At 70.7% G+C, this 12,993-nt stretch carries 12 protein-coding genes and 1 tRNA gene; 3 read left to right on the top strand and 10 right to left on the bottom strand.

The window, feature by feature from the left end; translation table 11 throughout:
- Nucleotides 1-110 precede the first annotated feature (110 nt).
- Nucleotides 111-1,787, top strand: coding sequence for a beta-1,3-glucanase family protein (locus ACIO6U_RS31885; protein ID WP_401724389.1), 1,677 nt, complete (start codon nt 111-113; stop codon nt 1,785-1,787).
- A 70-nt stretch (nt 1,788-1,857) separates the two neighbouring features.
- Here ACIO6U_RS31885 and ACIO6U_RS31890 read toward each other — a convergent pair whose 3' ends face one another.
- The 4 genes from ACIO6U_RS31890 to ACIO6U_RS31905 all read right to left on the bottom strand — a co-directional run bounded on the left by ACIO6U_RS31890 (nt 1,858) and on the right by ACIO6U_RS31905 (nt 5,764).
- A complete protein-coding gene (locus ACIO6U_RS31890; protein ID WP_401724392.1) occupies nt 1,858-2,784 on the bottom strand; it encodes a teichoic acid biosynthesis protein C in 927 nt (308 codons plus the stop codon).
- A 179-nt stretch (nt 2,785-2,963) separates the two neighbouring features.
- Nucleotides 2,964-3,806 carry an NDP-sugar synthase gene (locus ACIO6U_RS31895; protein ID WP_401724395.1) on the bottom strand — a complete coding sequence of 281 codons (843 nt, stop codon included), beginning with the start codon at nt 3,804-3,806 and terminating at the stop codon, nt 2,964-2,966.
- A 111-nt stretch (nt 3,807-3,917) separates the two neighbouring features.
- Entirely contained in the window at nt 3,918-4,346 is a 429-nt protein-coding gene (locus ACIO6U_RS31900; RefSeq protein WP_188280613.1) for a hypothetical protein, read from the bottom strand.
- 287 nt (nt 4,347-4,633) lie between these two features.
- Nucleotides 4,634-5,764, bottom strand: a complete 1,131-nt coding sequence (locus ACIO6U_RS31905) for a sn-glycerol-3-phosphate ABC transporter ATP-binding protein UgpC (RefSeq protein WP_355342187.1) — start codon at nt 5,762-5,764, stop codon at nt 4,634-4,636.
- A gap of 183 nt (nt 5,765-5,947) precedes the next feature.
- Here ACIO6U_RS31905 and ACIO6U_RS31910 point away from each other — a divergent pair.
- Nucleotides 5,948-6,021: transfer RNA gene (locus ACIO6U_RS31910), tRNA-Thr, on the top strand.
- Between the two features lie 114 nt (nt 6,022-6,135).
- Nucleotides 6,136-6,396, top strand: a complete 261-nt coding sequence (locus ACIO6U_RS31915) for a hypothetical protein (RefSeq protein WP_401724399.1) — start codon at nt 6,136-6,138, stop codon at nt 6,394-6,396.
- Here the strand turns inward: ACIO6U_RS31915 and ACIO6U_RS31920 are convergent.
- The 6 genes from ACIO6U_RS31920 to ACIO6U_RS31945 all read right to left on the bottom strand — a co-directional run bounded on the left by ACIO6U_RS31920 (nt 6,384) and on the right by ACIO6U_RS31945 (nt 12,949).
- Complete coding sequence (locus ACIO6U_RS31920) at nt 6,384-7,607, bottom strand: hypothetical protein (RefSeq protein WP_401724401.1); 1,224 nt, start codon at nt 7,605-7,607, stop codon at nt 6,384-6,386. The two genes, ACIO6U_RS31915 and ACIO6U_RS31920, sit on opposite strands and share 13 nt — an antisense overlap.
- Before the next feature lie 62 nt (nt 7,608-7,669).
- Nucleotides 7,670-7,888 (bottom strand): hypothetical protein, encoded by a 219-nt coding sequence (locus tag ACIO6U_RS31925; RefSeq protein ID WP_391164057.1) that lies wholly within the window; start codon nt 7,886-7,888, stop codon nt 7,670-7,672.
- 101 nt (nt 7,889-7,989) lie between these two features.
- Nucleotides 7,990-9,561 (bottom strand): DoxX family membrane protein, encoded by a 1,572-nt coding sequence (locus tag ACIO6U_RS31930; RefSeq protein ID WP_391164092.1) that lies wholly within the window; start codon nt 9,559-9,561, stop codon nt 7,990-7,992.
- Between the two features lie 315 nt (nt 9,562-9,876).
- A complete protein-coding gene (gene rlmB, locus ACIO6U_RS31935; RefSeq protein WP_355342096.1) occupies nt 9,877-10,836 on the bottom strand; it encodes a 23S rRNA (guanosine(2251)-2'-O)-methyltransferase RlmB in 960 nt (319 codons plus the stop codon).
- 181 nt (nt 10,837-11,017) lie between these two features.
- Nucleotides 11,018-12,409, bottom strand: coding sequence for a cysteine--tRNA ligase (gene cysS, locus ACIO6U_RS31940; RefSeq protein ID WP_355342093.1), 1,392 nt, complete (start codon nt 12,407-12,409; stop codon nt 11,018-11,020).
- Nucleotides 12,410-12,559: 150 nt separating this feature from the next.
- Nucleotides 12,560-12,949 (bottom strand): PPOX class F420-dependent oxidoreductase, encoded by a 390-nt coding sequence (locus tag ACIO6U_RS31945; RefSeq protein ID WP_355342090.1) that lies wholly within the window; start codon nt 12,947-12,949, stop codon nt 12,560-12,562.
- Nucleotides 12,950-12,993: the final 44 nt, after the last annotated feature.

Below are 12,993 nucleotides of genomic sequence, written 5' to 3' on the forward strand. Positions count from 1 at the left end.
GGCACTCCCGGCCCCAGGTCCTGACGTTCTTCCAGGCAGTCCCCCCACGCGAGCCGCCGCCCCGACGCACCGACGGCGGCGGCCCGCCTGCCACCTCCAAGGAGGAGTACGTGGTCTCCAGACGATCCTTCGTCACCGCGGTCGGCGCGGGCGCCGCCGCCGCGAGTTCCCCGCTGTGGGCGCGCGGCCTGACGTCGCGGGCCGCGGCGGCCGGTCCGTCACTGCCCGTCTCGCTGAAGAACAACTCGGGCAACGGCACGGTCTACGCCTACATCAGCGGCTCCGACAGCTCCGGCTGGCCCGGCTTCGTCACCTCGTCCGGGCGCTTCCAGCGGCTGCCCAGCCCCTCATCCGTCCTGACCCCGATCGCCGACTTCTCCCTCCAGTTGGGCGCCTCGGGCTCGGCGGCCACCACCTTCACGCTCCAGGACTACGTGATCGGCGGCCGGGTCTGGTTCTCGGTCGGCAAGAAGATCCAGTTCTACGTCAACCCGCCCGGCGGCAACGGCGGCGTACCCGGTCTCGTACAGCCCGGTTTCACCAGCAGCGACCCCAACTGGCTGACCAACTGGACCTTCTGCGAGTTCACGTACAACAGCGCCAACCTGTACGCGAACATCAGCTACGTCGACATGGTGGCGCTGCCCGTCTCCATGGCGACGACCGGCAGCGGCGGTTCGCAGTCGGTCAGCCCGCTGCCCTCGGGCGCGCTGGCCTCCATCGCCTCCGGGCTCCAGGCGCAGCACGCCGCCGACGGGGCGCCGTGGGACAAGCTGGTCGCCACCGACTCCTCGGGCGCCGCGCTGCGCATCCTGGCGCCCTCGCACTCGCCGACCGACTTCGGCGGGTACTGGAACAACTACCTGAACAGCGTGTGGAGTTACTACCAGTCGCACACGCTGACCATCAACGGGCAGGGCGGCATCGGCTCGTACTCGGGCACCGTCTCCGGCAACACCCTCGTCTTCTCGGGTCTGAACACCAACGGCGTGCCGTTCACCAAGCCCAGCGCCGTCGACATCTTCGGCTGCGCCAGCGGCCCGCTCTACAACTCCGGCGGCGACGCCCGCGGCGCGGTCGCCGCCCGGCTGGCCGCCGCCCTCAACCGCAGCTCGCTGCTGGTCGGCGGCGGCAACAACCAGCCCGACGGCGTCGCGCCCTCCGCGTACTACACGGACGCGACGACCAACCACTACGCGCGGCTCGTCCACAAGTACGCCAACGTCGGATACGCCTTCCCGTACGACGACGTCGGTCCCACCGGCGCCGCTCCCGTCGACGGTCACATCCAGGACGGCGCGCCGACCTCCTGGACGGTCTCGCTCGGTCCCGGCGCGGGCTCCGGCACCACCCCGCCGCCCGGCGGTGGCGGCACGGGCGCCTATTCGACCGTCCAGGCGGAGTCCTACAGCGCCCAGAGCGGCACCCAGACCGAGGCGTGCATCGACTCCGGCGGCGGCCAGGACGTCGGCTACATCTCCAACGGCGACTGGCTCAAGTACGCGGCCCTCGACTTCGGTTCGTCCTCGCCCCTGCAGTTCACCGCCCGCCTCGCCTCCGGCGCCGACCCCGGCGTCAGCGGCGCCCTCCAGGTCCGCCTCGGCAGCACCACCGGGACCAAGATCGCCGAGATCGACTTCGGCAACAACGGCGGCTGGCAGAACTGGCAGACCGTCCCCGCCAACGTCACCGCCTCCGTCACCGGCACCCACGACGTCTATCTCGTCTTCTCGTCCGGCTCCTCCGCCGACTTCCTCAACATCAACTGGTTCACCTTCACCCACTGATCCGGGTCCCTCAGCCTCCGCCGGGTCCGGGCCGCGCGATGTGCGGCCCGGCCCCAGCGGGTGGGGAACGTCAGATCAGGACGTCCTTGTAGTAGACGCTCGCGTAGCGGGTGGAGCTCGTCATGGAGGGGCGGGAGGCGAAGCCGAAGCACAGGCGCGGGTTGTCGTTGACGGTCCGGTAGACCATCATCCCCTCGGGCTCGCGGTAGAAGAGGGTCTTGCCTGCCGCGGTGAAGGAGCGCTGGACGACCTTGCCGGTGTTCATGTCGGTGGCCGTCACGTAGGAGTTGATGTCGGCGGGGTCCTCGTGCCCTGTGCCGTCCAGCGTGTAGAGGTAGTTGTCGAGGAACGTGTAGCCCTGGAAGGTCACGGAGCCGTTGCCGAGGGTGGGTTGGGCGAAGTGCGCCAGCGGGCTGGAGAACTTGCCCGCGGCGGCGTCGGCGAGCGAGAACAGGCTGTAGTGCATGCCGCCGCTCTCGCTGCGGCGGACCAACAGCCGTTTGTTGACCGGGTCGGTGGCGCAGGAGATCGTCTTGCTGCCGGTGAGGAACTTCTTCACCGACGACGGGGTACCGCCGTTGACGAATTTGAAGCGGGCGAGCCCCGTGCCGCGACCGGCGTCACTGTGCTGGTCGGAGTCGCACTCCATCCAGATGTAGGACGCGGTGCCGACCGGCTCCACCCCGATCGACACACCGTGCCCCGCGTTGCTGACGTGCATGTGGCCGGTCAGCTCGCCGCTGATGCTCAACTGGTTGACGCACAGGTCGTCGCCGTCGCTGCCGTTCTGGATCTGCGCGATGTACAGGCGCCGGTTGACGTTGTCGTAGGCCATGCCCTGCATCGCGTGGTGCGTCTCGTGCAGCGACACCCCGCGGAACCGCTCGTACGACGGTTGCGACAGGTCGAACCGTTGGGAGGCCGGGACGTCGGCCGATGCCAGTGACTCGCTCAGCGCGACGCCCGCGCCGACTCCGAGCAGGCCGGTACCGGCCACTTTTAACGCCGTGCGGCGCGAGAGGGATCGCGACAGTGATTTCGACATTGCGCCACCCTGGCACCACCCTTCACACCCCGCAATGCCCAGGGCGGAGGCGGGGCGGGCGGTCAGACGGCGGCGGGCGGCTGCACGGGGCGGGCAGTCCTACGCGGCGGGCGGCTGCACGGGGCGGGGGGTCAGACGGCGGCGGGCGGCTGCACGGGGCGGGCGCTGAGCTCCTTGGCCGCCTCCGTGAGGTCCTTGGCGGTGTCGATGGCCCGCCAGTAGGCCCCCTGGGGGATCGGGAAACCGGCCAGCCTCCGCTCGCGGGCCAGCCGCGGGAAGGTGGTGCGCTCGTGGTCGCCCCGGTCCGGGAGCTGGGCGGTGAAGCCGGGCGCGAAGACGTACACGCCCGCGTTGATGAGGAAGGGCGAGGGCGGGGCCTCGATGAAGTCCAGCACCTGGCCGAACTCGTTGGTCTCGACGGCGCCCCACGGGATACGGGGGCGGGCCAGCGCGAGGGTCGCGATCGCGTCGCGCTCACGGTGGAAGGCGGCCATCTCGCGGAGCGAGAAGCGGGTCCAGATGTCGCCGTTGGTGGCGTACCAGGCTTCGTCGGGCCGGGGCAGCGAGGCCGCCGCGTACTTCAACCCGCCGCCGCGGCCCAGCGGTTCGCGCTCGACGACCGTGGTCACGTTCAGCGGCTGCGGGGTGCCGTCCAGCCACTCCTGGAGCACCTCGGCGAGGTGGCCGCAGGACACGACGGCGTCGGTGACGCCCTCGGCGGCGAGCCACGCGAGCTGGTGCCCGATGATCGGCGTCCCGGTGCCGGGGATCTCCACCATCGGCTTGGGGCGGTCGTCGGTGTACGGCCGCAGCCGCGAGCCCTGGCCGCCGGCCAGGAGCACGGCCTGGGTGACCGGCGCGGCGTCGTGGCGCGAGGCGTCATCCGGCGCGGCGGCGTGGCGCGTGGCCTCGGCGCGCGAGGCGTCGTGGGCGGTCGAGGGGGAACGGTCGTCGGCGCGCGTCATGCAGCGCACCCTATGCGAAGGCGGCGTACGTCCCGCACCGGGCGGGCCGTACGCCGCAAGGGGTTCCTCGCGCGTGCCGGTGGTGGCAGGCGGCCGGAGAGGCCGCCGTCAACAGCGATGTCAGCCGACCGAGGCGACGCCCGTCGCGAAGGCGGTGTCGCACACCGGGCGCGACCACGCCTGGGCGCGCTGAGTGGCGCCGTCGTACTTGGCGACGGCGGCGCGCCCCAGCGACCGAGCGATCGACGCGCAGTACCGTGCGAGCGACGGCTGACGCGCCATCTCGACCTGCAACTGGGTCAGAGCGGCGCCGGGGTCCTTCTCCTGGAGTTCGTCCAACAGACGGCGGCGCAGCACCTCCTGCGGTGCCTTGGAGGCATCCTGCGCGGCAACCTGCTCCTTCGTCTTCGCGGATGCGGTGAGCACCTGCGAGTCGGAGGAGGAGTCCGCCCACGGGACGCGGGTGACGGCGAGCGTTCCCGACAGCACGAGAACGACCGGAAGAACGAGCGCGAATGTCTTGCCGAGACGGCGAGCTACCTGGTTCACGCATCGGATCGTAGCGACTGGTGATGATTTGGCGACATTTAGTCACCCTGACGAGGGAGTGAAAATCTCGGAGAGGGTGTTCGGGTGTTGACGAACACACCCGAAAGGCCGGATATGCGTATGTATTTGTCGACAACGTGTACGGATGGCGGGGGTGGGGGCGACGCGGCGGCGCGGCGGCGCGGCTCAGGTAGCGGCGGCTCACGTAACGGTGGCACACGGCGACGGCCCGCCGGTACGTGAGGAGTCACGTACCGGCGGGCCGTCGGCGTGGAGGAACCGGTGGATCAGCGGTTGTCGGTCAGGCGCTCGCCGGAGGAGGTGGCGAAGACGTGCGTCTCACCGGCGCGCGGCACGACGTGCAGCACGGAGCCCTTCTCGGGGATCGCGCGGCCGCCGACGCGGATGACGACGTCCTTGTCCTCGTCGCCGACCTTGGCCGAGCCGTACACGTAACCGTCGGCGCCCAGCTCCTCGACGACGTTGACGGTGACGGCGAGACCCGCCGGGCCCTCCTTCGTCAGCGCCTTGGAGCTGTCGTTCTCGGAGACGATGTCGAAGTGCTCGGGACGGACGCCGACGGTGACCGTACGGTCGCCCTTGTCCGACGCGGCCTGCACCGCTTCGCGCTCGACGTTCACGACCGCGTTGCCGAACTTCACGCCGCCGTCGGTGATCGGCACCTCGATGAGGTTCATCGCCGGGGAGCCGATGAAGCCGGCCACGAAGAGGTTCGCGGGGCGGTCGTACATGTTCCGCGGGCTGTCGACCTGCTGGAGGATGCCGTCCTTGAGGACCGCCACGCGGTCGCCCATGGTCATGGCCTCGACCTGGTCGTGCGTCACGTACACGGTCGTGACGCCCAGGCGGCGCTGGAGGCTCGCGATCTGCGTACGGGTCTGGACGCGGAGCTTGGCGTCGAGGTTCGACAGCGGCTCGTCCATGAGGAACACCTGCGGCTCACGGACGATCGCGCGGCCCATCGCGACACGCTGGCGCTGACCGCCGGAGAGCGCCTTCGGCTTGCGCGCCAGGTACTCGGTGAGGTCCAGGATCTTCGCGGCTTCCTCGACCCGCTTGCGGATCTCGGCCTTGTTGACGCCCGCGATCTTCAGGGCGAAGCCCATGTTGTCCGCGACGGTCATGTGCGGGTACAGCGCGTAGTTCTGGAACACCATCGCGATGTCCCGGTCCTTCGGCGGCAGGTGCGTGACGTCCCGCTCACCGATCCGGATCGCACCCGCGTTGACGTCCTCGAGACCCGCGAGCATGCGCAGGGAGGTCGACTTGCCGCAACCCGAGGGCCCGACGAGAACCAGGAACTCGCCGTCCCCGACCTCGATCTCCAGGCCGTCCACCGCGGGCTTGTCGCCACCGGGGTAGATGCGGGTCGCCTTGTCGAACGTGACAGTTGCCATGACTGATTACAGTCCCTTCACCGGCAGGAACGTGCCGGACGATCCGAGTAAAGGAAGGATTGGTCCAGTCCACACTGTGTGAACCTTCCCGTGACGCTACCTTGCCCCCCGCCCCTTGTCACCAGCCCCCGCCCCCCACTTTCCCTCCCACCCCCCGATCCGTGCCCGCTACACTTCTCCTGCGCCTCCTTAGCTCAGCTGGCCAGAGCACCGCTCTTGTAAAGCGAAGGTCGTCGGTTCGAATCCGACAGGGGGCTCTCTGTTTGTGCTGGTTAGCGGCCCTACCGTCCTTGTGGGCGGTGGGGCGCTTCCTGTCCGGCACACATTCAGCACACATCGCGTCCCGGACGGGGCGGGGGAGGCGGCAGGCGGTGCCTCCCAAGGACGAGCTGGCGAAGCGGCGGTACGACAAGCTCGTGGACCGGGTCGAGACGCTGGTGCGCGCGTCGCTGAAGCCGGAGTACCGGGGGTACGGCGGCCAGCTCGTCCTGAACGCCGAGGACATCGAGGAGCTGGGCGGCTCGCCCGACGAGATCCGCCGAGCGGCGCGCGACCGACGCTCTGGACGCCTTCCTGGGCCGAGACGACTGACTCAAGGCTGTCCCGCAACTCCCCACGGTCACACCGCTTGAGCGACGGGGTTGCCTTGGAGGTTGTGGTCGGCGCAGGGCCATGTGCTTGCGGCGAGCGGGGCGAGCGGTGTCGGTACGAGGTGCAGTTCCTTGCCGAGGGTGAGGGCGACCATGCCGTTGTCCAGAATGAGGACGCGGCTGGTGACGCCGGTGCCAGGAAGTTCTGCAAGTGTGTGGGCCTTCAGGCCGGCGTCGATGGCGGTCAGTTGGTCGTTGCGCCAGTAGACGGTGGTTCCTTCCTGGTCCACTGCGGCGGGTGCGGTGTAGTAGCCGGGCAGGCCCGGGCCGCTGGTCAAGGTGTCGTCCGGCGCAAGTCGCTGATATCTGGAGTGAGAAGGCAGCCGGTTCTCCATTTCGACAATGGAGACGACGCCGTCAGCACCGATCGCGAGCGTTCCGTGGCTAGGCCAGGTGGCGACGCGGGCGCCTTCGGAGGTCCAACGCGTTGTCTCCAGGGCTCCGTAACCCTGGGCGCCGATGAGGAAGCCCCGGTCCCCGTCGATCGCTTTGTGCCCGCCGGGCGCGGCTGCCGTCGCGGCCGATGTCTTGCCCGTGCGTAGATCGAGAAAGAACGTGCGGCCGAGTCCGCTTCTTAGGTCTTCGAATGACGCGGCCACGCTGTCCCCGGCAATCATCAGCGGCTCGTGGTAAGCCACGCTGACCTCACCTGGCGCCCACGCGGGTTTCTGCCGCGCCTGCCAGCCGGAGTCCTCGCTGATCTCGACTATTCCGGGATACGAGATGTCGCCGAAGCGGATCGGGGTCGACCATACGCGGGTGCCGTCTTCGCGGTGGCGGGAGATCCGCGGTTCACTCATGGGCCCCTCGCGGCGAAGGGGTCCGCGCGCCGCAGTCCACAGGATGCAGAAGCCGTCGGGCAACAGGGCGAAGGTGCCGATGTCCTCGCCGGGCCGGCTGGGCGGGACCACGGAGTTGACGGTCCGGCCGTCCGCGTCGATCTCATCCAGAAGCCGCCAGGTCGATTCAGGGCGGGACACCCAGACGGTTCCACGGCCGGTGGCCCGCACCCACGGGTGACCGGTTCCCGGGAACGAGCGCTGCCACTCCGCACGTCCCGTCTGGCTGACGGCGGTGAGGACGGTCTCCATGGGATTCGCGCCGTAGCCGATGACGAAGAGCAGACCGGCCGGATCATCGGCCACGACGTTCCGCGCCTGGCCAGGCAGGACGACGCGCAGAGGAGCATTCATGGACGTGCATCCTGCCCGGCCGTCCAGAGCGACGCCACCACGAGTGCCGGCCATGAGAACGCTCACCCGTGACCGGGCGTGCAGCCGTTGACGCCGCCCCCGCTCGGAAGCGGGGGGACGACATCCAACGGGAGTCCGGCCGTTGTCAGGCCGGTAGCGCGTCCTCTGGCGAGGATCATGGCCCGGCGTTTGTGCATCTTCTTGGAGACCTCGTCCAGGCGGTCGGGGAAGAGGTGGCCGTAGACGTCGAGGGTGAGGGTCGCGGACTTGTGGCCGAGCATGGTCTGGACGACGTCTCGTGAGGTCCTTTCCCGGGGGGATCGGCGCGGCGTGAGGACCGCGCCCTCTGGGGCGGGGGCGCGGTCCTGGGGGTGGGGAAGGGTCAGGAGGTGCGGGTGGGGGACGGGGAGGAGGGGTCTCCGAGGACGTGGAGGCCGAGGAGGCCGCCGATGGCGCCCTGGGTGGGCTTGGGGGCCGGGGCGGACGGGGCGGGAGCCTCCGGCTGGGAGGGCGGGGCGGGCGGCGGGGCCTGCGAAGTCCCGCCGGAGGAACCGCCGCTGGAGGAGGACGTCGAGCCGCTGGTCGGGCGGGAGCCCGCGGAGTGGCCGCCGCCGGTCGACGAGGAGGACGTGGACGACGAGGACGTCGGTGCCTTGGACGTCGGCTGCCCCTTGGCCTTCTTCTTGTCCTCGCCCTTCTTCTTGGACTTCGGCGACGCCGACGGCTTCGGCGACGCGCCCTGCGGCCCGCTGCCGCCCGAGACCTCGGGCAGCGGGGAGCCGGGCAGATTGTTGGTCGGAATGACCGTCGGCCGCTGCGGCCTGTCGTCGTGCGTGCTCGACGCGCGGACGGCGGCGCCGAGCACCGAGCCGATCAGCAGCGTCAGACCGGCGATCACGGTGGCGAGCACCGTGCCGCGCCGCAGCACCCGGCGGCGCAGGTCCCACACCGTGACGCGCGGGCCGAGCCGCCGCCAGGCGTCCCCGGCGAGGTGACCGTCGATGGAGTACACCGGCGCGCCCGCGATGATCAGCGGGCTCCACGCGGCGAGGTAGATGAAGTCCGGGGCGTCGTACACCGGGACCGTCCGCCAGCTCACCGTCACCAGTAGCGCGATCGACAGGCCCGCGCCGAAGAAGGCCGCGACACGCTGCCACAGACCGCAGACGGTCAGAACGCCGACGACCACCTGGAGGAAGGCGATGCTCAGGCCAGCGCCCACCGGGTGGTTGAGCGCGGCGTCGCGCAGCGGCTCCGCGAGGGCCCACGGGTGCAGGGAGTTGAGCCAGGTGACCATCGAGCCGCGCTTGCCGCCGTCGAAGTAGACGGGGTCGCAGAGCTTGCCCATGCCCGCGTAGATCGACACGAAGCCGAGGAAGATCCGCAGCGGGAGCAGCACGATGCCGAGGTTCATCCGGCGGTCGGGGTACCAGGCGTGCTTGGCCGGTTCGCCGTTGCGGGTACGCGGCCTGCGCTCGGCGCCGTCGACGGACGAGGAGTCGCCGACGTAGCCCACCCGCTGCTCGTCGGAACCGCCGTCCGCGCCCTCGTCGTACGCGCCGGTCGCCGGGCGTACGCCGCTGAGCAGGCCGGTCGGCGACTGCGCGCCGCGCTGGCCCACGACGGTCGGCACGGGGGGCGCCGCCGTGGTGTCGTCGATCCGCGGCAGCACCTGGGTGGCCGCGCCGGAGGAGTTCGCGCCGCCGGCCACGCCCGCGCGGCGGACCGCCTGGAGCAGTTCCCCGGCCGCCGGGTCGCCCGGCGTGGAGCGGCCCGACCACACCACCGGCGACAGCTTCCGCCGCCCGGCCGCGCCGGGCCGCGCTTGCGTCACGACGGGGATCTGCGCGGTGTCGTCGAGGCTGAGGGCACGGCCCGGGGTCGCGCCGAGCTGCACCCGGAAGCTCGCGTGATTGACGATGACCTGGGCGGGATCGCTCGGCACCCTGGCCATGCTCAACGGAGCGGGCTCGTCGAAGCCGGGCAACCCTCCCCCCGTAGGAGTGCGGGGTGTTCTGGTGTCCACACTCATCTAACCGAGTGACGGACGTTTAGGACACTGCCTCCGCGCCCCCACGATGTCCGAGACCCGTCAACGCCCGGTCAGCGCCCCGGCGATGACGATTCGAAGACGCGTCCGAGAACGCCTCAGGAAGGGTCACAGGGCGGCTCAGAGCCTGCGCCGCGCAAGCTTTTCAGCCCCGGCGCCACGACCCGCCACAGTCCCGGCGCCACGACCACGGCTCAGGCCCTGCGCCACGACCACCGCTCAGGCCCTGCGCCGCGACGCCTCGTACAGCACAACACCCGCCGCCACACCGGCGTTCAGCGACTCCGCCGCGCCGCCCGGCATCGGAATCCGCACCAGCAGGTCGCACGTCTCGCTGACGAGCCGCGACAGCCCCTTGCCCTCGCTGCCCGCGACGATGACGACGGGCCCCGACAGGGCGTCCAGCTCGTGCAGTTCGAGGTCGCCGTCCGCGGCCAGGCCGACGACGGTGAGCCCGGCCTTCTGGTACGACTCCAGGGTGCGGGTGAGGTTGGTGGCGCGCGCCACCGACACCCGCGCCGCCGTACCCGCGGACGTCTTCCACGCACCGGCCGTCATTCCGGCCGCGCGCCGCTCGGGCACGACGACGCCGTGCCCGCCGAAGGCCGCCACCGAGCGGACGACGGCGCCGAGGTTACGGGGGTCGGTGACACCGTCGAGCGCGACGATCAGCGGGTCCTCGCCCGCGTCGTGCGCGGCGGCGGCCAGATCGTCCGGGTGCGCGTACTCGTACGGCGGGATCTGGAGCACCAGGCCCTGGTGGTTCAGGCCCGCGGTGAGCCGGTCGAGCTCGGGGCGCGGGGCTTCGAGCAGCGGTACGCCGCGGTCGGTGGCCAGCCGCAGCGCCTCCCGTACCCGGTCGTCGTTCTCGATGAACTGCTGGACGTACACAGCTGTGGCCGGGATGTCGGCGCGCAGCGCCTCCACCACCGGATTGCGGCCGACGACCAGCTCGGAGGTCGACTTGGAGCCGCGGCCCGACGGGCGCCGGGACTGCGAGGAGACGGCCCGCTTGGCCGCGGCATTGGCGACGCGGTTCTTCTTGTGGCCCTTGCGCGCCTCCGCGGGCGGCGTCGGGCCCTTGCCCTCAAGGCCCCTGCGCCGCTGCCCGCCGCTGCCGACCGTGGCGCCCTTTTTGTTGGATGTACGGCGGTTCCTGCGCTGGCTGTTCCCGGCCATGGGGCACTCTCACTTCGCTTCGGTCATGCTCGCCGGACATGGGTCCGGCGTACGGATATACGGGTCGGGTCGGGTCGGGGCGACGGGTCGGGCCCGTCGGCCGGAGCCGCGGAGGCGATCCGCCAGGAGGCGGTCCGCCACGGAGGCAGTCGGCCGCTGAGGCGGTCGGCCGCGGGATCGGTCAGCCGCGCAGCGTCCAGCGCGAGCCCGTCGGTGTGTCCTCGATCTCCAGACCCGCCTGTACGAGCTGGTCGCGGATCGCGTCGGCGGTCGCGTAGTCCTTGCGGGCGCGGGCCGACTGCCGCTGTTCGAGGACCAGCCGGACCAGGGAGTCCACGACGCCGTGCAGGTCGTCGCCGCGGTCGGCGCCCGTCCAGTGCGCGTCGAGCGGGTCGAGGCCCAGCACTCCGAGCATCGCACGGACCTCGGCCAGACGCGCGACCGCGGTCTCCTTGTCGTCCGCCGTCAGCGCGCTGTTGCCCTGCCGGACGGTGGTGTGGATCACGGCGAGCGCCTGCGGCACTCCCAGGTCGTCGTCCATCGCCTCGGCGAAGGCGGGCGGCACCTCGGCGGCAGGCTCGACCGGCCCGGCTTTCTCGATGACCCGCTGCACGAAGCCCTCGATCCGCGCGAAGGCGGACTCCGCCTCGCGCAGCGCCTCCTCGCTGTACTCGATCATCGACCGGTAGTGCGGGGTGCCCAGGTAGTAGCGCAGCACGATCGGCCGCCAGCGCTGCACCATCTCGGAGACCAGCACCGAGTTGCCGAGCGACTTGCTCATCTTCTCGCCGCTCATGGTGACCCAGGCGTTGTGCACCCAGTAGCGGGCGAACTCGTCGCCGTACGCCTTGGCCTGCGCGATCTCGTTGTCGTGGTGCGGGAAGATCAGGTCGATCCCGCCGCCGTGGATGTCGAAGACGCTGCCCAGGTACTTGTGGGCCATCGCCGAGCACTCCAGGTGCCAGCCGGGACGGCCGCGGCCCCACGGCGTCTCCCACGACGGCTCGCCGGGCTTGGTCGACTTCCACATCGCGAAGTCCCGCTGGTCCCGCTTGCCGGTCTCGCCCTCGCCCTCGGGCTGGCGCAGATTGTCCAGCTCCTGGTTGGACAGCTCCAGGTACTCGGGGAACGAGCGCACGTCGAAGTACACGTTCCCGTCGGCCTCGTACGCGTGCCCGCGCTCGATGAGGCCGCGCATCATCTCGATCATCTCCGGTACGTGGCCGGTGGCGCGCGGCTCGTACGTGGGCGGCTGGCAGCCCAGCGCGTCGTAGCCCGCGGTGAAGGCGCGCTCGTTCTCGTACCCGATCGCCCACCACGGGCGGCCCTGGTCGGCCTCCTTGGCGAGGATCTTGTCGTCGATGTCCGTCACATTGCGGATGAACGTGACGTCGTAGCCCCGGTAGCGGAACCAGCGCTGGATGATGTCGAAGTTGAGCCCGGACCTGATGTGCCCGATGTGCGGGGCCGCCTGCACGGTGGCGCCACACAGGTAGATCGAGACGCAGCCCGGCGTGAGCGGGACGAAGTCACGGACCTGGCGCGCGTTGGTGTCGTACAGGCGAATAGTCACTCCACAAGGGTAGTGGCCCGGAGCGGGTGCCTTGTGCGGTCTGACACAGGGCACACACAACGGTGACAATCGGCTGTACGGCGACCCCCGCGCCCCGGCCCCGCCCGGCTGGACGGCGGCCCGGCTGTACGGACGGCGGCCCCGCGCGGCTCAGCCGTGCTCGACGATCCGGTCCGCGCTCACCCGTACGACGACACGCACGTCCCCTGGCTCGTCGTTGCCGTACTCCTCACCGGTGTACTTCCGGCTCAGCGCGTTGATCAGGTCGTCGCCGCCCTCACGGGTGAGGGTCGCCGTGCCCCGGATCTCCAGGTACTTGTACGGGTTGTCGACCGGGGTCACCAGCACGGTGGTGCGGGGGTCCTTGAGCAGATTGAGGTGCTTGCGACGGCCTTCCTTGGTGGAGACGAGCACGTCGTCACCGTCACGCGTCACCCACACGACGGACAACTGGGCCTGGCCGTCGGGCTGGAGGGTGGCGATGGTCGCGAAATTCTTGCCGTCGATCAGGGCGCGGGCGGAGTCCGGGAGGGCGGCCATGAGCGGGTCCTTTCACATGCCGGGGCGGTGATCTTCCGGCTACG

Origin of the sequence: Streptomyces sp. NPDC087422, assembly GCF_044744145.1 — a bacterium.
GTDB lineage: Bacteria > Actinomycetota > Actinomycetes > Streptomycetales > Streptomycetaceae > Actinacidiphila.